A 23,983-nucleotide genomic window follows, 5' to 3' on the forward strand; every position below is an offset into this window, starting at 1 on the left:
ACTTCATCAATCAGCACGTCGGTTTTTAACTCGAAGGTCGCCAGCAGTTCATTGGTTTCGTGATGACGCACTTCACCTTTGAACGGGTAAACATCGATAACGTCGCCCATGTTCAGGTTGCTGACATCCACTTCAATCGGCAGCGCGCCAGCATCTTCCATAGTATTGAAGAAAATCGGCGCAATTTTACCGCCCAGAACCAGACCACCGCCGCGCTTGTTCGGCACGTTCGGGATGTCGTCGCCCATAAACCACAACACCGAGTTGGTCGCGGATTTACGCGAAGAGCCTGTACCCACTACGTCACCGACGTAGGCCAGCGGGAAACCTTTTTTCTGCAGTGCCTCAATTTGCTTAATCGGGCCAACGGCACCCGGCTGATCCGGCTCGATACCTTCACGGGCGTTTTTCAGCATCGCCAGCGCATGCAGCGGGATATCCGGGCGGGACCAGGCATCCGGCGCCGGAGAGAGGTCATCGGTATTGGTTTCGCCGGTCACTTTGAAAACGGTAACGGTGATCTTTTCCGCCAGCGGCGGACGGCTCAGGAACCACTCGGCTTCAGCCCAGGAGTGCATCACCTGCTTCGCGTATTCATTACCTGCTTTCGCCTTCTCTTCTACATCATAGAAGTTATCGAACATCAGCAGCGTATGGGATAGCGCTTTTGCAGCAATCGGCGCCAGTTTAGCCTCGTCCAGTGCATTAATCAGCGGGTGAATGTTGTAACCGCCCTGCATGGTGCCCAGCAGTTCAACGGCTTTTTCAGGAGTAACCAGTGGGGAGGTCGCTTCGCCTTTGGCGACAGCGGCAAGGAATCCGGCTTTAACATAGGCGGCTTCGTCGACACCCGGCGGTACACGGTTGATTAACAGGTCTAACAGGAATTCTTCTTCACCCGCAGGCGGGCTCTTCAGCAGTTCTACCAGCGCGGCCATTTGGGTTGCATCTAAGGGTTTGGCAACAATCCCAACGGCTGCACGCTCAGCTACGTGCTTACGGTATTCTTCTAGCACGACGGTTCTCCTCGCTCTCATTGTAAAATGCGGCAGGCGATTCTCTTCACGCTCCTGTGAGACAGCAGTTTGTAGGGTAAATGCCCGATACCGCGTCGGCAGCATAGCAGGATTTTGGCGGGGTGTTAATCTGTTTACAAAAAAGCAACATTAAAATTTAGCTGAATCGTTAAGGGCGGGATTTTACAGGCTTTACGTACATTTATCGGGATATAAATTTAATTCTGTTACAGATAACTGAGCAACATTCCAACCATCATAAAAAATCAAAAACAGACCTGCTTATACGCCGTCGCGAGCACTATTTTCGGCGATACGCAGTGGCAACGGGCCATACTATAGCGCCGGGAGCGAACATGATACGACCTTTGAAACCCCACGTGATTGCACGGGTATACAGTGCCGGGCGATTAGCCGCCTGTGGCGCCCTGTACGTTAAAAACCGCGCTGCAAAACGCTGCCCGTTTCTGCCAACCCGCCGTTGTTGAGCCCGCACCCACCACGGAAAACATCCAGATTGAATCTACCGCTCCTGACGTGGTGTATGTGCCAACCTATAGGCAGACGTCAGTTCAGCGATTACCCTCTTTACACCAGACGAAAAATAGCAGGCTATCGAGCACTCACACCCTGCCCGGCGCATCTGCATGCCGCCGGGCAGGCTCCTCATCTGACGATATTTAGCCCTGATGCGGCATCAGCTGCGGATAGCCGCTGAAGGCCGGCTTACTGCTGCTCAAGGCCTCCTCATCATCGCGAATACTGCCCGAGTTCGCCGCCCAAACGCCTTCCGTGGTTTTGCTGATCGCCTGATGCTGTACATTCAGGTTCTGCCCCATGGCGGCGATATGGGTATTTTCCGTGCCGCCGCTGTTGTCGGCCCAGGGAATGGAAGGATCTGCTGCACAAACGACTCCGGAAGCCAGGGTGGCGGCTAACAGGACTGTTGTTAAAACGAGTTTCATGACATACCTCACCAGATAGTTAACCACCTATAAGTTTATTATGTAATTATTGCAAATGTATCTATAAGGTGTGCCGATTTATTAACGCAGACACAGTTCTAAACATCGGGCATAAAAAAAGCGGCTCTCAGAGCCGCTTTAGCATTTTGCCGGAAAGAAAAACTTACTTTTTCTTCGCTTTCGCATTCGGCAGATCGGTGATGCTACCTTCGAAGACTTCTGCCGCCAGGCCAACAGACTCGTGCAGAGTCGGGTGGGCGTGGATGGTCAACGCGATGTCTTCTGCGTCACAACCCATTTCGATAGCCAGACCGATTTCACCCAGCAGCTCGCCGCCATTGGTACCGACAATCGCGCCGCCGATAACACGGTGGGTTTCTTTGTCGAAGATCAGTTTGGTCATGCCGTCTGCGCAATCGGAAGCGATCGCACGGCCAGAGGCTGCCCACGGGAAGGTGGCAGTTTCGTAGCTGATGCCTTTCTCTTTCGCTTCTTTCTCGGTCAGACCAACCCAGGCAACTTCTGGCTCGGTATAGGCGATTGACGGGATCACTTTCGGGTCGAAGTAGTGTTTCAGACCGGAGATAACTTCTGCGGCAACGTGACCTTCGTGAACACCTTTGTGCGCCAGCATTGGCTGACCGACGATATCGCCGATAGCGAAGATGTGCGGCACGTTGGTGCGCAGCTGCTTATCAACACGGATAAAGCCGCGTTCATCAACTTCAACGCCTGCTTTGCCTGCGTCAAGGTTTTTACCGTTCGGTACGCGACCGATAGCCACCAGCACCGCGTCATAACGCTGTGCTTCAGCCGGGGCTTTTTTGCCCTCCATGGAAACATAGATCCCGTCTTCTTTGGCTTCAACGGCGGTCACTTTGGTTTCCAGCATCAGGTTGAATTTCTTGCTGATGCGTTTGGTGAAGACTTTAACCACGTCTTTGTCGGCAGCCGGGATAACCTGGTCGAACATTTCAACCACGTCGATCTCTGAACCCAGCGCATGATAAACGGTCCCCATTTCCAGACCGATGATACCGCCACCCATAACCAGCATACGCTTCGGTACGGATTTCAGCTCCAGCGCATCGGTGGAATCCCATACGCGCGGATCTTCGTGCGGAATGAATGGCAGTTGAATCGGACGGGAACCCGCCGCGATGATCGCATTGTCGAAGTTAATCACGGTTTTGCCGTTTTCACCTTCCACTTCCAGGGTGTTAGCGCCGGTGAATTTACCCAGACCGTTAACCACCTTCACTTTACGACCTTTGGCCATGCCAGCCAGACCACCGGTCAGCTGAGTGATGACTTTTTCTTTCCAGGTGCGGATCTTGTCAATATCAGTTTTCGGTTCGCCGAAAACGATGCCGTGCTCGGCCAGCGCTTTCGCTTCTTCGATAACTTTAGCAACGTGCAGCAATGCTTTAGAAGGGATACAACCGACGTTCAGGCAAACACCGCCGAGGGTGCTGTAACGTTCTACGATGACGGTCTCCAGACCTAAATCAGCGCAACGGAAGGCAGCAGAATAGCCTGCAGGACCTGCCCCAAGTACCACGACCTGAGTTTTAATTTCAGTACTCATCATGACCTCTGTAGTTTGTATCCGGCGGGTCTGACGCTATTGGTATACACTTCATCCTTCAAGCCGCCTCTGCGTTGGCTGCGCTCGCTCACCCCGATCACGTACCGCTTGTACGCTCCAGGGATTCACTCCCTTGCCGCCTTGACGCAACTCGAATTATTTTGTGTAAATTACGCCCATGTCCACCGGGACGTTCTATCCGCCTGCATTTTACAAAATTGTTAACAATTTTGAAACAACAAACGGCAAACGATTTTGTCCTTTGTTGCTGATAACCCCGAAACGAAGACAAGATTACCAGAAAAAAGCCGGCCGTCAGGCCGGCTTTTCGCTTACATCACCAGGCGGCGAATATCGCTCAGCATGTTGTTGATGATGGTGATAAAGCGCGCACCATCAGCACCGTCGATCACCCGGTGGTCGAAGGACAGAGAGATAGGCATCATCAGACGCGGTACAAACTCTTTACCATTCCACACCGGTTCCATCGCGGATTTGGACACCCCAAGGATGGCCACTTCCGGCGCGTTGACAATCGGCGCGAAGTGGGTTGTCCCCAGGCCACCGATGCTGGAGATAGTGAAGCAACCGCCCTGCATTTCGCCAGCAGTCAGCTTACCATCACGCGCTTTCTTAGAGATAACCGTCAGTTCACGAGACAGCTCGGTAATGCTCTTCTTGTTCACATCTTTAAAGACCGGAACAACCAGACCATTCGGCGTATCAACCGCCACACCGATGTTGATGTATTTCTTCAGCGTCAGACGTTGTGCATCTTCGGACAGCGAGCTGTTGAAGCGTGGCATCTGCTCAAGCGCAGCAGCAACGGCTTTCATGATGAAGACAACCGGGGTGAATTTCACGTCCAGCTTGCGTTTCTCAGCTTCAGCGTTCTGCTGCTTACGGAAGGCTTCCAGATCGGTGATATCGGTTTTATCGAAGTGTGTAACGTGGGGGATCATCACCCAGTTACGGCTCAGGTTAGCACCAGAGATTTTCTGGATACGGCCCAGCTCAACTTCTTCCACTTCACCAAACTTGCTGAAGTCCACTTTCGGCCACGGAAGCATGCCCGGCAGACCACCACCGGTGGTAGCGGCAGGTGCAGCTTCAGCGCGTTTCACCGCGTCTTTCACGTAAGCCTGAACGTCTTCGCGCAGGATACGACCTTTACGACCGGTGCCTTTCACTTTCGCCAGGTTCACACCGAATTCGCGTGCCAGGCGGCGAATCAGCGGCGTAGCGTGGACGTAAGCGTCGTTTTCAGCGAACTCAGATTTTTCTTCCGCTTTTGCCGCAGGCGCAGCCGCAGCCGCTGGTTTAGCAGCCTGAGCCGGGGCAGCGGCAGGTGCCGGAGCAGCAGCCGGAGCCGGAGCTGCGGCAGGCGCAGCGCCTTCCACTTCGAAGACCATGATCAGAGAGCCGGTAGACACTTTGTCGCCGGTGCTGATTTTGATCTCTTTCACGGTACCCGCGAACGGCGCCGGTACTTCCATGGAAGCCTTGTCACCTTCAACGGTGATCAGGGACTGTTCAGCGGCAACTTTGTCGCCCACTTTCACCATCACTTCGGTGACTTCGACTTCGTCACCACCGATGTCCGGGACGTGAACGTCTTTCACGCCAGCCGCGGCTGCTGGTGCCGCGGCGGCAGCCGGAGCGGCTGCCGGAGCCGCAGCAGGGGCTGCGCCCGCCACTTCGAAGACCATGATCAGCGAGCCGGTAGACACTTTGTCACCGGTATTGATTTTGATCTCTTTCACGGTGCCCGCGAACGGCGCCGGGACTTCCATAGAGGCTTTATCGCCTTCTACGGTGATCAGGGACTGCTCAGCCGCAACGGTGTCACCCACTTTGACCATGATTTCGGTGACTTCAACTTCGTCGCCGCCGATGTCCGGTACGTGAACGTCTTTTGCCGCCGCTGCAGCAGGTGCTGCTGCCGGGGCCGCTTCTTTCTTCTCTTCTGCCTTGGCAGGTGCAGCATCAGCTGCACCGTCGGCGGAATCGAAAATCATGATCAGTTTGCCGGTCTCAGTTTTGTCGCCGACAGAGACTTTGATCTCTTTGACGATGCCAGCCTGCGGAGACGGGACCTCCATAGAGGCTTTATCGCCTTCTACAGTGATCAGCGACTGTTCGGCTTCCACTTTGTCGCCTACTTTGACCAGGATCTCGGTGATTTCAACTTCATCAGCCCCGATGTCCGGTACATTGATTTCGATAGCCATTATTCTTTTACCTCTTACGCCAGACGCGGGTTAACTTTTTCTGCATCGATGTTGAATTTGATGATTGCATCCGCCACCACTTTCTTATCGATTTCGCCACGTTTAGCCAGTTCGCCCAGTGCTGCTACAACCACGTAAGAAGCATCAACTTCGAAGTGGTGACGCAGGTTCTCACGGCTGTCGGAACGTCCGAAGCCATCAGTGCCCAGCACTCGGTAGTCGTCAGCCGGTACATAAGTACGGACCTGCTCTGCGAACAGTTTCATATAGTCTGTTGATGCTACAGCCGGAGCGTCGTTCATCACCTGAGCGATGTACGGAACGCGCGGAGTTTCCAGCGGGTGCAGCATGTTCCAGCGCTCACAGTCCTGACCGTCACGGGCCAGTTCAGTGAAGGAGGTGACGGAGTACACGTCAGAGCCCACGCCGTAGTCTTTCGCCAGGATCTGCGCTGCTTCACGAACGTGACGCAGGATAGAACCGGAGCCCAGCAGCTGAACTTTACCTTTGCTGCCCTCAACGGTTTCGAGTTTGTAGATACCTTTACGGATACCTTCCTCGGCACCTGCTGGCATGGCCGGCATATGGTAGTTTTCGTTCAGCGTGGTGATGTAGTAGTAAACGTTCTCTTGTTTCTCACCGTACATACGCTCCAGACCATCGTGCATGATGACCGCAACTTCGTACGCGTAAGACGGATCGTAAGAGATACAGTTCGGAATAGTCAGAGACTGAATATGGCTATGGCCATCTTCATGCTGCAGACCTTCGCCGTTCAGCGTGGTACGACCGGAAGTCCCGCCGACCAGGAAGCCGCGAGCCTGTTGGTCGCCAGCCTGCCAGCACAGGTCACCGATACGCTGGAAACCGAACATGGAGTAGTAGATATAGAACGGGATCATCGGCAGGTTGTTGGTGCTGTAAGAGGTCGCAGCAGCCAGCCAGGATGCGCCGGCACCCAGTTCGTTGATCCCTTCCTGCAGGATCTGACCTTTTTCGTCTTCTTTATAGTAAGCAACCTGCTCACGGTCCTGCGGGGTGTACTGCTGGCCGTTCGGGCTGTAGATACCGATCTGACGGAACAGGCCTTCCATACCAAAGGTACGCGCTTCATCGGCGATGATCGGCACGAGGCGGTCTTTGATGGACTTGTTCTTCAGCATCACGTTCAGAGCACGAACGAACGCGATAGTGGTAGAAATTTCTTTGTTCTGCTCTTCCAGCAACGGAGCGAAATCTTCCAGGGTCGGCAGCTCCAGCTTCTCATCGAAGTTCGGCTGACGGCTCGGCAGATAGCCGTGCAGTTTCTGACGCTGAGCGTGCAGATAAGTGTGCTCTTCTGAACCTTCCGGGAAGGTCAGGTAAGACAGGTTTTCAACCTGCTCGTCGGTGACCGGAACATTGAAGCGGTCGCGGATATGACGCACGCCGTCCATGTTCATTTTCTTCACCTGGTGAGCGATGTTTTTACCTTCAGCGGTATCGCCCATGCCATACCCTTTAATGGTATGTGCCAGGATAACGGTCGCTTTACCTTTGGTTTCCTGCGCTTTTTTCAGGGCAGCAAAGACTTTCTTCGGATCGTGACCGCCGCGGTTCAGGGCCCAGATCTGTTCGTCGGTCCAGTCAGCGACCAGCGCTGCGGTTTCCGGATATTTACCGAAGAAGTGCTCGCGAACGTAGGCGCCATCTTTGGATTTGAAGGTCTGGTAGTCACCGTCAACGGTTTCGTTCATCAGCTGAATCAGCTTGCCGCTGGTGTCTTTACGCAGCAGCTCATCCCAACGACCGCCCCAGATAACCTTGATAACGTTCCAGCCAGCACCGGCGAAGATACCTTCCAGCTCGTTAATGATTTTGCCGTTACCGGTGACCGGGCCGTCCAGACGCTGCAGGTTACAGTTGATGACGAAGACCAGGTTATCCAGTTTTTCACGGGTCGCGATGGTGATCGCACCTTTAGATTCCGGCTCGTCCATCTCGCCGTCGCCCAGGAAGGCGTAAACGGTTTGTTTAGAGGTGTCTTTCAGACCGCGGTGTTCCAGATACTTGAGGAATTTCGCCTGATAGATAGCACCGATTGGGCCCAGACCCATGGAAACGGTCGGGAACTGCCAGAATTCCGGCATCAGTTTCGGGTGCGGATAAGAGGACAGACCGTTACCGTGAACTTCCTGACGGAAGTTGTTCATCTGCTCTTCGGTCAGACGACCTTCCAGGAACGCACGGGCGTATACGCCCGGAGAAATGTGGCCCTGGAAGTAAACCAGGTCACCGCCATCCTGCTCATTGCGCGCGCGGAAGAAGTGGTTAAAGCACACTTCATAGAACGTTGCGGAGGACTGGAAGGAAGCCATGTGGCCACCCAGTTCCAGATCTTTTTTCGATGCGCGCAGAACGGTCATAATGGCGTTCCAACGAATCGCAGAACGAATTCGACGTTCCAGATCCAGATTCCCCGGATATTCCGGTTCGTCTTCAACGGCAATAGTGTTGACGTAACTGCCTGTAGATGTGCCAGCAGCAACCTTCACCCCGCCTTTGCGGGCTTCAGAAAGGAGTTGGTCAATCAGATACTGAGCACGCTCAACACCTTCTTCACGGATGACCGATTCGATCGCCTGTAGCCAGTCGCGAGTTTCGATCGGATCCACGTCATTTGGTAAACGTTCTGACATGGGGGGTATTCCTTATCTATCTAATCGTTGATTAATCTGGAACCTGTCCCATTACACTCTCTGCCCGTCATACTTCGGCTTGTCTCATTGTTGGCTCCTCGTCCTCACCGCAGTCACATAGTTAGCGATGCTCCGGGGGATTCCGACGCTTGCCGCCGCGATACAATCCGAATGATTTAGGGCAACTGTGAAACCAAAAGTGCAATAAGACAGGTTCTGCGTTTAGTTGCCGCGCTCTAAAAATGGCGCTTAAGAACCGGAGTTCTCATCTTTCCGTTGCTGTAAACGACGCAGTGAGCGTTCTCGACGACTCTCCTCACGGCTACGATCCAGCAAAATTTCCTCAATGAACGCCAGATGTCGATGCGACGCTTCACGCGCCTGCTCCGGCTCTCCGGCGATTATCGCCTCGAAAATACGAGTACGATGATTGCTGACCTGCGGAAGCATCTCCCGACGGGCATACAACAATTCAAAGTTCTGACGAACGTTTTGCGCGAGCATCGGCTCCATGCAGCGTAGCAGATGGAGCAACACGACATTGTGCGCCGCTTCGGTGACGGCAATTTGATACTGGACGACGGCGTCAGATTCGGCATCAAGGTCGCCGGACTGCTGAGCCCGTTCGATAGCCTGATGCAGCTCGCGAATACGTTCGCGGTCAGCATCATTGCTGCGCAGCGCCGCGTAATAAGCCGCGATGCCTTCCAGCGCGTGGCGGGTTTCCAGCAGATCAAATTGGGATTCAGGGTGATCGGACAGTAGCTCGACCAGCGGATCGCTGAAGCTCTGCCACAGGCTGCTTTGAACAAAAGTTCCACCGCCCTGGCGACGTAGCAACAAGCCCTTGGCTTCGAGGCGTTGAATCGCCTCACGCAGCGAGGGGCGGGAAACGTCGAACTGTTTTGCCAGTTCGCGTTCAGGCGGGAGTTTTTCACCGGGGCGTAAGGTTCCCTCAAGGATTAAAAACTCAAGCTGCTGCTCTATCACATCAGATAGTTTTGGTTGGCGGATTTTGCTGTAGGCCATATTCCCTGTCTCTGCCATTAGCCCGTAGTCAATTGGTCTTACCAATTTGCAGTTCGTAGCGCTAAAGTAACAAAGTATTCACCTTCTGTCCATACAGGTTTTGATTGAAATCAGGAAACCACGCACATTTTAACAACCTTACAGAAATAACATTTCAGAATTGTAACTTCACACAAATGATGTGTTTACCCCATAAGTGGTAGCATTAACGTTTATGAAACGAAAAATTAGGCTATCTGAACCGATTCACTGCAGCAAACTTTAATTATTTATGCATAAGTAGCGAATATTTAATGGCATAAAGAGAATCGCTTTCACCAGCCTGTCATTTACAAATGGTTTCTTTTTGCTCGCTTCGTCATCGCCCATTCATAAAGCAGGTGCATTCACTCGCACTTATCACTATTCTCGATGAGACGAAAGGCCTTTTGCTGTTTTTATGTTTCGCCTTCCGTAAAGAAATCAATACGAAAACGGAATTTCGTAATTACACCACACAACAATATGTAAGCTGAATCAATCAGGACAGAGCTGACCAAACGCCCTTGAATTTAGATAGCTATGCTATCTGGCAGGGACAGACAACGAAGCAGTAGCCTGAAGGACGACGCGTATAAACATAATAACCACACACGAGGTTTCATGATGGAAGGTCAACAGCATGGCGATCGGCTCAAGCGCGGCCTGAAAAACCGCCATATTCAGCTTATTGCTCTGGGCGGCGCTATCGGCACCGGCCTGTTTCTGGGCAGTGCATCCGTTATTCAGTCCGCCGGCCCAGGGATTATTCTGGGCTATGCGATCGCCGGTTTTATCGCCTTCCTGATCATGCGTCAGCTAGGTGAGATGGTCGTAGAAGAGCCGGTGGCCGGTTCATTCAGTCATTTTGCGTATAAATACTGGGGCGGTTTTGCCGGCTTTGCTTCCGGTTGGAACTACTGGGTACTGTACGTTCTGGTGGCCATGGCCGAGCTGACCGCCGTCGGGAAATATATTCAGTTCTGGTGGCCCGAGATCCCAACCTGGGTGTCCGCTGCGGTGTTCTTTATTGCCATCAATGCCATCAACCTGAGCAACGTGAAAGTGTTTGGTGAAATGGAGTTCTGGTTCGCCATCATTAAAGTGGTGGCCGTTGTGGCGATGATTCTCTTTGGCGGCTGGCTGCTGTTCAGCGGCAACGGCGGCCCACAGGCAACCGTACGCAACCTGTGGGAACAGGGGGGGTTCCTGCCGCATGGCTTCACCGGACTGGTGATGATGATGGCGATTATCATGTTCTCGTTTGGGGGTCTGGAGCTGGTCGGGATCACTGCCGCTGAAGCGGATAACCCGGAACAGAGCATCCCGAAAGCCACCAATCAAGTTATCTATCGTATCCTGATTTTCTATGTGGGCTCTCTGGCCGTCCTGCTTTCACTGCTGCCATGGACGCGCGTCACCGCAGATACCAGCCCGTTTGTCCTGATCTTCCATGAGCTGGGCGATACCTTTGTGGCCAACGCGCTGAACGTCGTGGTGCTGACCGCCGCACTGTCCGTGTACAACAGCTGCGTATACTGTAACAGCCGCATGTTGTTCGGTCTGGCCCAGCAGGGGAACGCCCCAAAAGCGCTAATGAGCGTCGATAAGCGCGGCGTGCCGATCAATACCATTCTGGTCTCTGCCGTGGTCACCGCGTTGTGCGTCCTGATTAACTATTTCGCACCAGAGTCGGCATTTGGCCTGCTGATGGCGCTGGTGGTCTCCGCGCTGGTAATTAACTGGGCGATGATTAGCCTCGCACATATGAAGTTCCGTCGCGCAAAACAGCAACAGGGCGTGGTTTCACGTTTTCCGGCGCTGTTCTACCCGGTTGGCAACTGGGTCTGCCTGCTGTTCATGGTGGCGGTGCTGGTGATTATGCTGATGACGCCGGGGATGGCGATTTCCGTTTACCTGATCCCGGTATGGATTGCGGTTCTGGGCATCGGCTATCTGTTTAAACAGAAAAGCGCCAGCACGCTAAAAGCACAATAATACATCTCTCTATTCTGTGCCCGCCCTGTAATGGCGGGCACAGTGCAAAGTTACCTGGTTCCCCACCTTCCTTTCTGCAGTCGTTTATCCATTTCGTCATTCTGATACGGCACCACATTTATCGCTGATTCCGCTCACCATTCCGAAATGAGCGGGTGTCACCGATGCCAATGGCCAACGGGTTCGGCGGTACGACCGATGGAAACGACAGCATGGGACTCTTGTGGATAGGCCGGAGAGCGGGCCTGACTCAGCGGAGCCCGTATTTCGCGCCTGCGATGAAAACCGTCAGTATAGCCCCGGGCACACTGGTTTTACGCAAACACCGGAAGGAGAAGAGGTTCGAGTCTACCCTGCCCGGAACTCTAGCGGGATTGAAGGCAACGCGCTGTACGATCCTCATTGCCATACGCGGCTCAAACGGGTTCACAAGCAAGAAAACGGGATGCCTGACTTCGACATCCCGCCCGCCGATACATATTGATCCCTTCCCCTGTCCGACAGCGGGCGGGGTTTAAATCAAGGTACCGTAAATGGTGAGGAGCGCCATGATAACGACCACCACCAGCGACGTTTTTTTAGCCATGGAGACCGCCGCTTTAGGTGTCTCGACCTTATCAACATGTGGTTCGCGCGCCAGCGAAAACTGAGCCAGTCGGGTCAGAACCTGGTACTGCGACGAGTGGCGATCGCCCAAAGAAGCAAACCAGGCCGGCAACGCTTTTTCACCGTGCCCTACCAGCGCATATACCACGCCGACCAGACGCACCGGCAGCCAGTCCACCACGTGCAGAATGGCATCAATCCCCGACTGTAAGCGATGGCGCGGCGTTTGATAACGCGCCAGCCAGGTCTGCCAGGCGCGCAGCACGCAGTAACCAATCAGCGTAATGGGTCCCCATGACCCGCCAACCACAAACCAGAACAGTGGAGCCAGGTAGTAGCGGTAGTTAATCCACAGCAGTGCATTTTGCAATTCGCTCAGAAACTCGCGATCGTCACAGCCGGGCGGCACGCCGTGAATCAACGTCAGCTCGCTGGCCATCGCCTCACAAGCATGACGATCGTTGCGTGATGCGGCTTTCAGATACGCATGATAGTGCAGCCGCACCCTACCCGCGCCAATACACAGCAGGCCGAGCAAGATCCAGAAGACCAACAGCGGGACGTTAAACAGCACTCCGTGCAGCAAGCGCTGAATAAGATAGACCACCACCATTGCCAGCGCCGTCATCAACAGGGTCACAGGCAGTGAAAAGTGTTTTACCCGTCGAAACAATACTTCCAGGCGGTGATCGAGCTGCCAGTGCTCACCCAGCTTAAACAGCCGCTCAGCGATGAGAACCAGCAGCGTAGTGAACAACGTCATGGCATCTCCTTTTCTGACGAAGCGGCCAGCAGGCCGCGAAATTTTGCCCAGTCAAAAGCCGGACCGGGATCCGTTTTTCGGACTGGCGCAATATCGCTGTGGCCAGTCATATGGTTTGCGATGGCCGGGTACAAAGCGATCAACTGCCGCGTCAAGGCCACCAACTGCTGGTACTGGGCATCGGTATAGGCCAGCGTGTCAGTCCCTTCCAGCTCAATGCCAATAGAGAAGTCATTACAGCGTTCACGCCCGTGATAGCAGGATACACCCGCGTGCCATGCTCGCTTATCAAAGGGAACATACTGCACAATTTCACCATCGCGACGAATAAGACAATGCGCTGAAACGCGCAGGTGCGCGATTTCCGCAAAGAAAGGATGAGCGTTGGGATCAAGCGTTCCGGTGAATAAAGCATCGATCCACGGACCGCCAAATTCACCTGGCGGCAAACTAATATTATGCACCACCAGTAAGGAAGGGGCTTCATCATCCGGGCGGCAATCATGGTGCGGCGAAGGAACCTGACGCGCATCCACCAACCATCCCCCATTCAACAGCATGCGGAATCTCCTTTCGCTAACTCATGCTCCCGGGCTGCCCGCGGCCCAAAGGATGCTGATTATCATACACAAAATCGTTCGGCCAGTGGCCCCACAAATCATCGCTAAAAAGCAGAGACATAGCCGATACAGAAGTGCCCTGGAGCACGAAGTCTGTATGGTGTAGAAACGCTGTTCAGGTTAGCATGTTTCCCACTTCTGAATCTTATCTATCTGGAGCTTTATCATGTCGCCTCGCCGCTACAATCCCGACCGCCGCCGTGACGCGCTGCTAGAACGCATTAACCTGGATATCACCGAAGCCGTCGCCCAATCCCTGCGAGAAGATCTGGGTGGCGAGGTCAATGCCAACAACGATATTAGCGCCCAATTATTGCCGGAAGACGCACGCTCACATGCGGTCATTATTACGCGCGAAGATGGCGTATTTTGCGGTAAACGCTGGGTGGAAGAGGTCTTCATTCAACTGGCTGGCGACGATGTCAGCATCACCTGGTACGTTGAAGATGGCGATCTCATCAAAGCGGACCAGCCGCTGTTTGAGCTGGAGGGACCTTCCCGGCTGCTGCTGACCGGTGAGCGCACCGCACTGAATTTCGTGCAGACCCTGTCCGGGGTCTCCAGCGAAGTACATCGCTACGTGGCGCTGCTGGCAGGAACCAAAACGCAACTGCTCGACACGCGTAAAACTCTGCCAGGCCTGCGCACTGCCCTGAAATATGCCGTGCTGTGCGGCGGCGGTGCCAACCACCGTCTGGGTTTATTCGACGCCTTCCTGATTAAAGAAAACCACATTATTGCCTCAGGCTCAGTGCGCCAGGCGGTGGAAAAAGCGTTCTGGCTGCACCCGGACGTTCCGGTTGAAGTGGAAGTGGAATCGCTTGATGAACTGGATGAAGCGCTTAAAGCCGGCGCGGATATCATTATGCTCGATAATTTCACCACCGATCTGATGCGCGAAGCGGTGAAGCGGACCAACGGCAAGGCCGCGTTGGAAGTGTCTGGCAACGTCACCTTTAAAACCATCCGCGAATTTGCCGAAACCGGCGTTGATTACATCTCCGTTGGCGCGCTGACCAAGCACGTACACGCCCTGGACCTCTCCATGCGTTTTCGCTAATCGCCCGCCCCGGAGCGACGACGGGCCGGGGCGTTCTTTTGCGAGACAGCGAGCATCTCTGACGCTCACATCTGCAAGCACACCAGAAAATCTGGAAGATCGTTTCCCACCTAATAATTTGCCATTCGCCGCTGCACCTCAAGCGCGTCACAGTGCGTCCTTAACCACAAGGAGCATATATGGACAGACAACGCGGATTTACCCTGATCGAGCTGATGGTGGTCATCGGCATTATCGCCATTCTGAGCGCTATCGGCATTCCGGCTTATCAGAACTACCTGCGCAAAGCGGCCCTGACCGACATGCTGCAAACCTTTGTCCCCTACCGCACGGCCATTGAACTATGCGCGCTTGAACATGGAGGGTTGGCAAGCTGTGATGCCGGCCTCAATGGCATCCCTTCTCCAGCTACCACGCGCTACGTCGCCACCATGAGCGTCGCGCAAGGTATTGTCACGCTTAACGGACAAGAAAGCCTGAACGGGCTGAGCGTCGCCATGACGCCCTCCTGGGACAACGCAAACGGCATCACCGGCTGGCAGCGCGTCTGCAACATAGCCAGCAACGGCGCACTTCAGCAGGCCTGTGAAGATGTGTTCCGCATAAACTGAGGCACGACGATGAAAACCGATCGATTAATCTCCCTTTGCCAGCGCCATCAGGCGCTGCTGTTGAACAGCGATGAGCAAACTATTGCCATCGCTGTTGTCGATGCTCCGGCACCTGAACTGATGGAGGCGCTGCGATTTGCCACTCAAAAACGAATCGATATCGAATGCTGGAGCCAGGAGCAGATGCATCAGCGGCAGCAGACGGCAGCCCACACCTCGCTCCCTGCCCACAGCGATACGGCGTTTGATGTTATCGGGCAGGTCCAGCAGATCCTTGAGCAAGCGCTACGCCAGCGGGCATCTGATATTCATTTTGAACCCGAAGAAAATCATCTGCGCATTCGTCTGCGTGTCGATGGCGTGCTCCATGCGCTTTCACCGCTTCCCCCTGAACATGCCGCCCCGGTTGCCGCGCGACTGAAAGTGCTCGGCAACCTGGACATCGCAGAGCATCGCCTGCCGCAGGATGGCCAGTTCACCCTGCCTCTTGCCGGTCGCCCGGTCTCTTTCCGTATTGCCACGCTTCCTTGTCGCTACGGGGAAAAAATCGTGCTGCGTTTACTGTATCAGGTCGATCAGGCACTGGACCTGGGGGCGCTAGGGCTTTCGTCAGACCAGCTTATTGCGCTTCGCTCGGCGCTCGACCAACCGCAGGGCCTGCTGCTGGTTACCGGCCCAACCGGTAGCGGTAAAACCGTTACGCTTTATAGCGCGCTGCAGACCCGAAATCACGATGCGGTCAATATTTGCAGCGTGGAAGATCCGCTGGAGATGCCGATAGCCGGAATGAACCAGACCCAAATCAACCCCCGTGCCGGGCTGACTTTTCAAAACGTTCTGCGCGCGCTGCTACGCCAGGATCCTGACATTGTTATGGTCGGGGAAATTCGTGATGCTGAGACCGCAGATATTGCGATTAAAGCGGCGCAAACCGGGCATCTGGTCCTCTCGACACTGCACACCAACTCCACCAGTGAAACCCTCACCCGCTTACAGCAAATGGGGGTTGCCGGCTGGATGCTCTCTTCTGCGCTGTCGCTGGTTATCGCTCAACGGCTGGTACGTAAACTGTGCGTACACTGCCGTCGTGAAAGCGGAAAGACGACGGATATACCGCGCCGCCTGTGGCCCCGGCCTCTCCCACGCTGGCAGGCCGTAGGCTGCCAGCACTGCTATCATGGCTACTATGGTCGCCAGGCATTATTTGAGCTATTGCCGGTGAATGCCCCGCTACGTCAAGCGATTGCCCGCGGCCTGAGCGCGCTGGAAATCGAATCTCTGGCACGCGAAGCGGGAATGATAACGTTGTTTGAAAGCGGCTGTCTGGCGGTCGAGCAAGGGCTGACTAACCTTGAAGAAATCATCCGCGTACTGGGGATCCCTCATGACCGCTAACCGTCTCTGGCGCTGGCAAGGCGTGGATATGCAGGGTCAGTTTTGTCAGGAGACACAGTGGAACCCTGGCCGACTGGAAGTATTCCAGACGCTTCAGCACGAACGCATTATTCCACTGGCTATTCGCCGCTGTGCGGTCAAAAACACGCTCTGGCATCCGCGCTATGGTGGTCAGGTTGTTCGCCAACTGGCCGTGCTCCTTCAGGCCGGGCTTTCTTTAGCTGAAGGGCTCGAGCTGCTGGCACAACAGCAACCAAGCGCGCAATGGCAAGCACTGTTGCGCGCATTAGCTCAAGATCTGGCGCAAGGCCTCTCGCTTTCTGCCGCACTGGAAAAGTGGCCTCAGGCCTTTGCACCGCTCTGTCTGGCGATGATCCGTACCGGCGAACTCACCGGTAAACTGGATTTTTGTTGTCTTCAACTGGCCCGTCAGCAGCAGGAACAGCAGCAGTTGGCAGATAAAGTGAAGAAAGCGGTGCGCTACCCGGCCGTTATTCTGAGTCTTGCTGTGGCGGTGGTGGTGGCGATGCTGTGCTTCGTTCTGCCGGAATTTGCGGCGATTTACCAAACCTTCAACACACCGCTACCGTTGCTGACGCGTCTGATTATTCACGCCAGCGAAAGCCTTAGCCATGGCTGGCCAATGCTGATGCTGCTGATTGTACTCCCCGCAGTCCTTAACCTGATAACCCGCCGCCGCCCTCGCTGGCTGCTGCAGCGACAAAAAATGCTTCACGCGCTCCCGGTCGTGGGAAAACTGATACGCGGGCAGCGGCTTAGTCAGATCTTTACCGTACTCTCACTCACCCAGAGTGCAGGTATTAGCTTTCTGCAAGGTCTGGAAAGCGTCGAGGATACGCTGAACTGTCCGCTATGGCGCCAGCGGATCCAGCAGGTTCATCGACACATTAGCCACGGAGCGCCCATCTGGCAGGCGCTTGAGCGAAGCGGCGGTTTTACCACGCTATGCCTGCAGCTCATCCGTACCGGTGAAGCATCCGGAACGCTGGATACGATGCTGGAAAATCTCGCCCGTCATCATAGTGAACAAACACATTATCAGGCAGAAAACCTGGCAACGTTGCTGGAGCCAGCCCTGCTGTTAATAACAGGAACGATTGTGGGCATACTGGTGGTGGCGATGTATTTACCCATCTTTCATCTGGGCGACGCCATTAGCGGAATGGGCGGATAAGTGCTGGCGCGAAACGCGCCAGCATCTGGCATTACAGGCTGTTGAACACGCGGTTCTCTTGTTCCTGCACACGAATGAAGGTCGTACGCTTAGTCAACTCTTTCAGGCGAGAGGCGCCCACATAGGTACAGGCAGAACGCAGGCCGCCAAGGATATCGCGAGCCGTATTCTCCACCGGTCCACGCAGAGGCAACTTCACGGTTTTGCCTTCCGCGGCGCGATACTGCGCAACGCCGCCAACGTGGCGGGTCATGGCGGATTCGGAGCTCATGCCGTAGAACAGCATGAATTTCTCGCCGTTTTCTTCAACGCGGGTACCGCCGCTCTCTTCATGGCCGGCCAGCATTCCCCCGAGCATGACAAAGTCTGCACCACCGCCGAAGGCTTTCGCCACATCACCAGGCATTGTGCAACCGCCGTCGCTGACGATCTGGCCGCCCAGGCCATGCGCCGCGTCGGCACACTCGATAACGGCAGACAGCTGCGGATAACCGACGCCGGTCTTCACGCGAGTGGTACATACAGAGCCCGGACCGATACCCACTTTCACAATATCAGCACCGGACAGAATCAGCTCTTCGCACATTTCGCCCGTAACGACGTTACCCGCAATAATGGTTTTCTGCGGCCAGGCTGTGCGCGCTTTAGCGACGAACTGAACAAAGTGTTCAGAATAACCGTTCGCCACATCGATGCAGACGAAGTTAAGCTGCGGGTTCTGAGAAAGGATTTGCTGGGTTTTTTCGAAATCGACATCTGAAGTCCCGGTGGACACCATGACATATTTCAGCACATCTGCGGACACCGACTGGACAAACTCCTGCCATTGTTCAACGGTATAGTGCTTGTGAACCGCGGTCAGAATACCGAAAGAAGCCAGCGCTTTCGCCATGCCAAACGTCCCGACGGTATCCATGTTAGCGGCAATGATCGGCACACCAGACCAGGACAGGCCAGAATGTTTAAAGGTGAATTCACGTTCCAGTTGAACATCAGAACGGCTTTTGAGGGTAGAGCGTTTTGGGCGGATAAGGACGTCTTTAAAACCAAGCTTCAGATCTTCTTCGATACGCATGAACGAATTCCTGGGGTTAATTGCATTATTGTGAGAGCACAACTCCAGTGACGTTATCATACGCACGAATCATGGCTGCGCAAGACTGCGATTTTCACTTTTTTTACGCTACAATCGTATAAATTTACCTGGTGAACAGTGAATGGCGCGCTGGCGATAATCGAAGTCCAGCGTATCATTTTTAACCACTTGATTTATATATACAAAACAATCCAGTATATACTGTGATGGCTGTTCATTGGTCTGCTGACACCTTGATGGGATAGCATTCACCCGATCGTGGTGCTCATCAAAATGGGCACCTGGGAAGAGTAATTGTATATATGGTCAGTTCAGGATCGGAGCGTATGAGGTATACGGTAGCGTTAACAGGCGGCATTGGCAGTGGCAAAAGTACCGTGGCCGATGCATTTTCCCACCTTGGGATTAACGTTATTGATGCTGACATTATCGCCCGCCAGGTTGTAGACCCCGGAACCACCGCGCTTCAGGCCATCGCAACTCACTTTGGTTCGCAGATGCTCAATGATGACGGCATGCTGAATCGCCGCGCTCTGCGTGAAAAAATCTTTGCTCATCCCGAGGATAAAACCTGGCTTAACGCGCTGCTGCATCCACTCATTCAGCAGGAAACACGTCGGCAGATGCTGGCCGCAAGCTCCCCTTATATTCTCTGGGTCGTCCCCTTACTGGTAGAAAACCGGCTGGCCGCGAATGCCGATCGCGTGCTGGTCGTCGATGTTCCAAAAGAGACGCAGATCGCGCGTACGATGCTTCGCGATCGAGTCAGCCGTGAACATGCAGAACATATTCTTGCCGCCCAGGCGACGCGCGAACAGCGCCTTGCCGTTGCGGATGATGTCATTGAAAACATGGGCCCTCCGGATGCCATCGCATCGGACGTTGCCCGCCTGCATGAAAAGTATCTAATACTGGCATCGCAGGCCGCCTCACAGGAAAAATCGTAATGCACACCCCCGTTCTGTTTGAACATCCACTCAACGAGAAAATGCGCACCTGGCTGCGTATTGAATTTTTGACCCAGCAATTGTCCGTTCATCCGACAATCGCCAGCTACGCCGATGCACTTCATTTTTTCCGCAACGCGGGCGATCTTTTAGATGTACTGGAACGTGGAGAGGTCAGGACGGACCTGCTGAAAGAGCTGGAACGCCAGCAGCGAAAATTGCAGTCATGGGCAGATATTCCCGGCGTCGATCGGCAGCGTATTGACGTATTGCGCCAGCAGCTGAAGCAGTGCGGCAGCACGCTGATGTCCGCGCCGCGCATCGGCCAGTTCCTGCGCGAAGACCGTTTGATTGCGCTGGTACGCCAGCGGCTGAGCATTCCCGGCGGCTGCTGCAGTTTTGATTTGCCGACACTGCATATCTGGCTGCACATGCCACAGGCATACCGCGACGAACAGGTCGGAGGATGGATAGCCAGCCTTGATCCGCTGACTCAATCTCTGGTGCTTATCCTCGATCTGATTCGTAATGCCGCCCCTTTCCGTAAGCTGACCAGCCTCAACGGCTTTTATCAGGATAATGGTGAAGATGCTGACCTGCTTCGCCTGCGACTGGACATTGCCAACCAGCTCTACCCGCAAATCTCCGGCCATAAGAGTCGCTTTGCTATCCGCTTCATGCCGCTGGACAGCGAATTCGGGGTGGTACCTGAGCGTTTTGATTTTGAACTGGCGTGTTGTTAAGGAGAAAAAATGTCAGAAGAGACGATCGTCAATTGCCCCGTCTGCGGTAAATCCGTGGTCTGGAACACACAGAGCCTGTTTCGACCCTTTTGCTCTAAACGCTGTCAGCTGATAGATCTTGGTGAATGGGCTGCTGAAGAAAAACGCATTCCCAGCGCGAGCGATCTGTCCGATAGCGATGGCTGGAGCGAGGAACAGCAACCATGACCGATTCCCGGACAAGGCAACATCGCGCATTGTCCGGGGAACGCTGATTCAGGAAGCCGCCTGCACTAATTTCGTAATAACGGGTTCATTGGCCGGCGGAAACGCCTCAGAGACTAACGCCCGTTGCGCAATCCACTGCCCAGGCTGCCCCTCTTTCCCCCACGGCTCGCCGGACCACTCTTCCACCAGCCAGAACCACAGGGTAATGTGACGGTCCGGGAACTGATACTCCAGCTTATCAAACAGACGGGATGCGCGTACTGTAATCCCCACCTCTTCCTGCAGTTCTCGCACCAGCGCCTGTTCTGCAGATTCCCCAGCTTCAATTTTACCGCCGGGAAACTCAAGTTTATTGGCCATATGGGCATCAGCGGCGCGCTGGGTGATAAAGATCTCCCCTTGCGGATTGCGGATAATACCCACCGAAATTTGCAGTTGTTTCATTGTCATTATTCCATAAAAAAGGCGCAGATATCTGCGCCTTCATTTTTCATGCTCTGAGCTTAGCTCAGACGGCCGTGGCACTGCTTATATTTTTTACCAGAACCACACGGGCAAGGATCGTTACGACCCACTTTACGCTCACCGGTTTCCTCAGCCAGCGCAACCGCGGCAGCAGTGTCGTCATCCTGATGGCTAAGCTGTTGCATCTGCGCCAGACGTTCAGCTTCCTCACGGCGCTGCTGCTCCATTGCCTCAACCTCTTCCGGCATACGGACCTGAACCTTGCTCAGGGTGCTGATCACTTCATACTTCAGTGATTCCAGCATCGCAGCAAACATGGAGAAGGACTCACGCTTGTACTCCTGCTTAGGATCTTTCTGCGCATAGCCGCGCAGATGAATACCCTGACGCAGATAATCCATCGCCGCCAGGTGTTCTTTCCACAGGGAGTCCAGAGTCTGCAGCATGACGCCTTTCTCAAAATGACGCATCATTTCGGCGCCAACAACTTCTTCTTTACGCTGATAGGTCTCAATCGCACTCTGCAGAATACGCTCACGCAGCGTTTCTTCATGCAGCTCCGGCTCTTTATCCAGCCACTCTTTCAGCGGCAGCTCAAGGTCGAAGTCATTTTTCAGACGTTCCTGCAGACCTTCAACATCCCACATCTCTTCCAGAGACTGCGGCGGGATATGGGCATCAATGGTCGCTTTGAATACGTCTTCGCGGATGCTGTTGATGGTTTCACTAACATCAGAAACGTCCAGCAATTCGTTACGCTGACTGTAGATTGCCCGGCGCTGATCGTTAGCAACATCATCATATTCCAGCAGCTGCTTACGAATATCAAAGTTGCGGCTTTCGACTTTACGCTGCGCGTTAGCGATGGCCTTGGTGACCCACGGGTGCTCGATTGCTTCGCCTGGTTTCATCCCCAGCTTACGCATCATGCCGGATACACGGTCAGAGGCAAAAATACGCATCAGGGCATCTTCCATCGACAGGTAGAAGCGGGAAGAACCGGCGTCGCCCTGACGACCGGAGCGGCCGCGCAGCTGATTATCGATACGACGAGATTCATGACGCTCGGTACCAATAATGTGCAGACCGCCTGCCGCCAGAACGGCATCGTGACGAACCTGCCAGTCGGCTTTAATCTGTGCGATTTGCTCCGGTGTCGGCGCTTCCAGGGCGTTGACTTCGGCCTGCCAGCTCCCGCCGAGCATAATATCCGTACCACGACCAGCCATGTTGGTGGCGATGGTCACCGCTGACGGGTAACCCGCCTGGGCAACGATATCCGCTTCGCTGGCGTGGAACTTCGCGTTCAGCACGTTGTGCTTGATACCGGCTTTGGCCAGTTCATGGGAAACCACCTCTGATTTTTCAATCGAAATGGTACCGACCAGAACCGGCTGGCCTGCGGCGGTGCGCTCTTTGATATCTTCGATGATCGCCTGAATTTTTTCCGCTTCGGTCATATAGACCAGATCCGCCATATCTTTACGGATCATCGGGCGGTTGGTCGGCACCACTACGGTATCCAGCTTGTAGATAGAGCTGAATTCGAAGGCTTCAGTATCTGCCGTACCGGTCATCCCTGCCAGTTTCTCATACAGGCGGAAATAGTTCTGGAAGGTGATGGAGGCCAGCGTCTGGTTTTCATTCTGGATATCCACGCCTTCTTTCGCTTCAACGGCCTGGTGGAGACCATCAGACCAGCGACGTCCTTGCATCGTACGACCGGTATGCTCATCGACGATAATCACTTCGCCGTCTTTGACAATATAGTCAACGTCGCGGGTGAACAGCACGTGTGCGCGCAGCGCCGCCGTCACGTGATGCATCAACATAATATTGGACGGCGAATACAGCGATTCACCTTCGTCCATGATCCCTTCCTGCACCAGCAGCTCTTCGATCAGCACCAGACCGCGTTCGGTCAGGTTAACCTGGCGCGCCTTTTCATCAACGGAGAAGTGGCCTTCACCGGTAAAGGTGTCGGAATCTTCTTTATCCTGACGAACCAGATGAGGGATGATCTTGTTCACGCGCTTGTACATTTCCGAGCTGTCTTCTGCCGGACCGGAAATGATCAGCGGAGTACGCGCTTCATCGATCAGGATAGAGTCCACCTCATCCACCAGCGCATAGTGCAGTTTACGCTGAACGCGCTCTTCCGGGCTGAACGCCATATTGTCGCGCAGGTAGTCAAAACCATATTCGTTGTTAGTGCCGTAGGTAATATCCGCACCGTACGCTTCACGTTTGGCAGGCGCCGGTAAACCGGACATGTTGATCCCGACCGTCATACCGAGAAACTCGAACAGCGGACGGTTGTTTTCAGCATCACGCTGCGCCAGATAATCGTTGACAGTGACCACATGAACACCCTTACCGGACAACGCATTCAGGTAGGCAGGAAGCGTTGCGGTCAACGTTTTACCTTCACCGGTGCGCATTTCCGCGATGCAACGCTGGTTAAGCACCATACCACCCAGCAGCTGGACGTCGAAGTGGCGCATACCAAATACGCGTTTACTGGCTTCACGAACCACAGCAAAGGCTTCCGGGATAAGGCTCTCTAGGCTTTCGCCCTTTTCCAGACGAGCACGAAACTCGGCGGTCTTGCCTTTCAGCTCGTCATCCGAGAGCTTTTCCATCTCCGGTTCCATGGCATTGATGAGGCCAACGGTTTTGCGCATGCGGCGCAGAGTACGATCGTTACGACTACCGAAAACTTTAGTTAATAATTTGATTAGCATAATAAAAT

At 54.2% G+C, this 23,983-nt stretch carries 18 protein-coding genes and 2 pseudogenes; 9 read left to right on the forward strand and 11 right to left on the reverse strand.

Annotated elements, in window-relative coordinates; all coding sequences use genetic code 11:
* The 6 genes and pseudogenes from ACZAHD_RS08910 to pdhR form a co-directional block, all read right to left on the reverse strand.
* Positions 1 to 1,016 (reverse strand): annotated as a pseudogene (locus ACZAHD_RS08910) (bifunctional aconitate hydratase 2/2-methylisocitrate dehydratase); the annotation flags it as partial.
* Between the two features lie 680 nt (positions 1,017 to 1,696).
* Positions 1,697 to 1,981, reverse strand: a complete 285-nt coding sequence (locus ACZAHD_RS08915; protein ID WP_462456437.1) for a hypothetical protein — start codon at positions 1,979 to 1,981, stop codon at positions 1,697 to 1,699.
* Between the two features lie 163 nt (positions 1,982 to 2,144).
* Positions 2,145 to 3,569: a dihydrolipoyl dehydrogenase gene (gene lpdA / locus ACZAHD_RS08920; RefSeq protein ID WP_004857924.1), complete on the reverse strand. Its 1,425-nt coding sequence runs from the start codon at positions 3,567 to 3,569 to the stop codon at positions 2,145 to 2,147.
* A 332-nt stretch (positions 3,570 to 3,901) separates the two neighbouring features.
* The gene (aceF, locus tag ACZAHD_RS08925) at positions 3,902 to 5,800 is read right to left on the reverse strand and encodes a pyruvate dehydrogenase complex dihydrolipoyllysine-residue acetyltransferase (RefSeq protein ID WP_462456438.1); all 1,899 of its coding nucleotides are present in this window, start codon (positions 5,798 to 5,800) and stop codon (positions 3,902 to 3,904) included.
* 14 nt (positions 5,801 to 5,814) lie between these two features.
* On the reverse strand, positions 5,815 to 8,478 hold the full coding sequence (gene aceE, locus ACZAHD_RS08930; RefSeq protein WP_462456439.1) for a pyruvate dehydrogenase (acetyl-transferring), homodimeric type: 2,664 nt from the start codon (positions 8,476 to 8,478) through the stop codon (positions 5,815 to 5,817).
* Between the two features lie 249 nt (positions 8,479 to 8,727).
* Positions 8,728 to 9,507 (reverse strand): pyruvate dehydrogenase complex transcriptional repressor PdhR, encoded by a 780-nt coding sequence (gene pdhR, locus ACZAHD_RS08935; protein ID WP_004857919.1) that lies wholly within the window; start codon positions 9,505 to 9,507, stop codon positions 8,728 to 8,730.
* Positions 9,508 to 10,149: 642 nt separating this feature from the next.
* On the opposite strand from pdhR, the gene aroP reads away from it, so the two are divergent.
* Both aroP and ACZAHD_RS08945 read left to right on the forward strand, forming a co-directional pair.
* A complete protein-coding gene (gene aroP, locus ACZAHD_RS08940; protein WP_462456440.1) occupies positions 10,150 to 11,523 on the forward strand; it encodes an aromatic amino acid transporter AroP in 1,374 nt (457 codons plus the stop codon).
* Between the two features lie 229 nt (positions 11,524 to 11,752).
* Positions 11,753 to 12,007: pseudogene (locus tag ACZAHD_RS08945) on the forward strand (alpha-N-arabinofuranosidase); the annotation flags it as partial.
* 30 nt (positions 12,008 to 12,037) lie between these two features.
* Here the strand turns inward: ACZAHD_RS08945 and ampE are convergent.
* Positions 12,038 to 12,892 carry a beta-lactamase regulator AmpE gene (gene ampE / locus ACZAHD_RS08950; protein ID WP_462456441.1) on the reverse strand — a complete coding sequence of 285 codons (855 nt, stop codon included), beginning with the start codon at positions 12,890 to 12,892 and terminating at the stop codon, positions 12,038 to 12,040.
* Positions 12,889 to 13,452, reverse strand: a complete 564-nt coding sequence (gene ampD / locus ACZAHD_RS08955) for a 1,6-anhydro-N-acetylmuramyl-L-alanine amidase AmpD (RefSeq protein WP_462456442.1) — start codon at positions 13,450 to 13,452, stop codon at positions 12,889 to 12,891. Before ampD ends, ampE begins: the two co-directional genes overlap by 4 nt.
* Positions 13,453 to 13,678: 226 nt before the next feature.
* Between ampD and nadC the strand changes: the two genes are divergently transcribed.
* The 4 genes from nadC (at position 13,679) to hofC (ending at position 17,773) form a co-directional block, all read left to right on the forward strand.
* Complete coding sequence (gene nadC / locus ACZAHD_RS08960; protein ID WP_462456443.1) at positions 13,679 to 14,572, forward strand: carboxylating nicotinate-nucleotide diphosphorylase; 894 nt, start codon at positions 13,679 to 13,681, stop codon at positions 14,570 to 14,572.
* 179 nt (positions 14,573 to 14,751) lie between these two features.
* On the forward strand, positions 14,752 to 15,183 hold the full coding sequence (gene ppdD, locus ACZAHD_RS08965) for a prepilin peptidase-dependent pilin (RefSeq protein ID WP_462456444.1): 432 nt from the start codon (positions 14,752 to 14,754) through the stop codon (positions 15,181 to 15,183).
* A 9-nt stretch (positions 15,184 to 15,192) separates the two neighbouring features.
* A complete protein-coding gene (gene gspE / locus ACZAHD_RS08970; RefSeq protein ID WP_462456445.1) occupies positions 15,193 to 16,578 on the forward strand; it encodes a type II secretion system protein GspE in 1,386 nt (461 codons plus the stop codon).
* The gene (gene hofC, locus ACZAHD_RS08975) at positions 16,568 to 17,773 is read left to right on the forward strand and encodes a protein transport protein HofC (protein WP_462456446.1); all 1,206 of its coding nucleotides are present in this window, start codon (positions 16,568 to 16,570) and stop codon (positions 17,771 to 17,773) included. The genes gspE and hofC overlap by 11 nt, the downstream gene beginning before the upstream one ends.
* Positions 17,774 to 17,804: 31 nt before the next feature.
* On the opposite strand, the gene ACZAHD_RS08980 is transcribed toward hofC, so the two are convergent.
* Positions 17,805 to 18,848 (reverse strand): GMP reductase, encoded by a 1,044-nt coding sequence (locus tag ACZAHD_RS08980; RefSeq protein WP_462456447.1) that lies wholly within the window; start codon positions 18,846 to 18,848, stop codon positions 17,805 to 17,807.
* 347 nt (positions 18,849 to 19,195) lie between these two features.
* Here ACZAHD_RS08980 and coaE point away from each other — a divergent pair, with 347 nt between their 5' ends.
* From coaE to yacG, 3 genes are read left to right on the forward strand one after another with little or no spacing between them, the layout of a single operon-like run.
* Positions 19,196 to 19,816, forward strand: coding sequence for a dephospho-CoA kinase (coaE, locus tag ACZAHD_RS08985; protein WP_462456448.1), 621 nt, complete (start codon positions 19,196 to 19,198; stop codon positions 19,814 to 19,816).
* Positions 19,816 to 20,559, forward strand: a complete 744-nt coding sequence (zapD, locus tag ACZAHD_RS08990) for a cell division protein ZapD (protein ID WP_462456449.1) — start codon at positions 19,816 to 19,818, stop codon at positions 20,557 to 20,559. The genes coaE and zapD overlap by 1 nt, the downstream gene beginning before the upstream one ends.
* A gap of 9 nt (positions 20,560 to 20,568) precedes the next feature.
* The gene (gene yacG / locus ACZAHD_RS08995; RefSeq protein ID WP_462456450.1) at positions 20,569 to 20,766 is read left to right on the forward strand and encodes a DNA gyrase inhibitor YacG; all 198 of its coding nucleotides are present in this window, start codon (positions 20,569 to 20,571) and stop codon (positions 20,764 to 20,766) included.
* A 48-nt stretch (positions 20,767 to 20,814) separates the two neighbouring features.
* On the opposite strand, the gene mutT is transcribed toward yacG, so the two are convergent.
* Both mutT and secA read right to left on the reverse strand, forming a co-directional pair.
* A complete protein-coding gene (gene mutT / locus ACZAHD_RS09000) occupies positions 20,815 to 21,210 on the reverse strand; it encodes an 8-oxo-dGTP diphosphatase MutT (protein ID WP_462456451.1) in 396 nt (131 codons plus the stop codon).
* A gap of 59 nt (positions 21,211 to 21,269) precedes the next feature.
* Positions 21,270 to 23,975 carry a preprotein translocase subunit SecA gene (gene secA, locus ACZAHD_RS09005; RefSeq protein ID WP_462456452.1) on the reverse strand — a complete coding sequence of 902 codons (2,706 nt, stop codon included), beginning with the start codon at positions 23,973 to 23,975 and terminating at the stop codon, positions 21,270 to 21,272.
* Between the last annotated feature and the right edge of the window lie 8 nt (positions 23,976 to 23,983).

The organism is Raoultella sp. (assembly GCF_039594335.1).
GTDB lineage: Bacteria > Pseudomonadota > Gammaproteobacteria > Enterobacterales > Enterobacteriaceae > Klebsiella.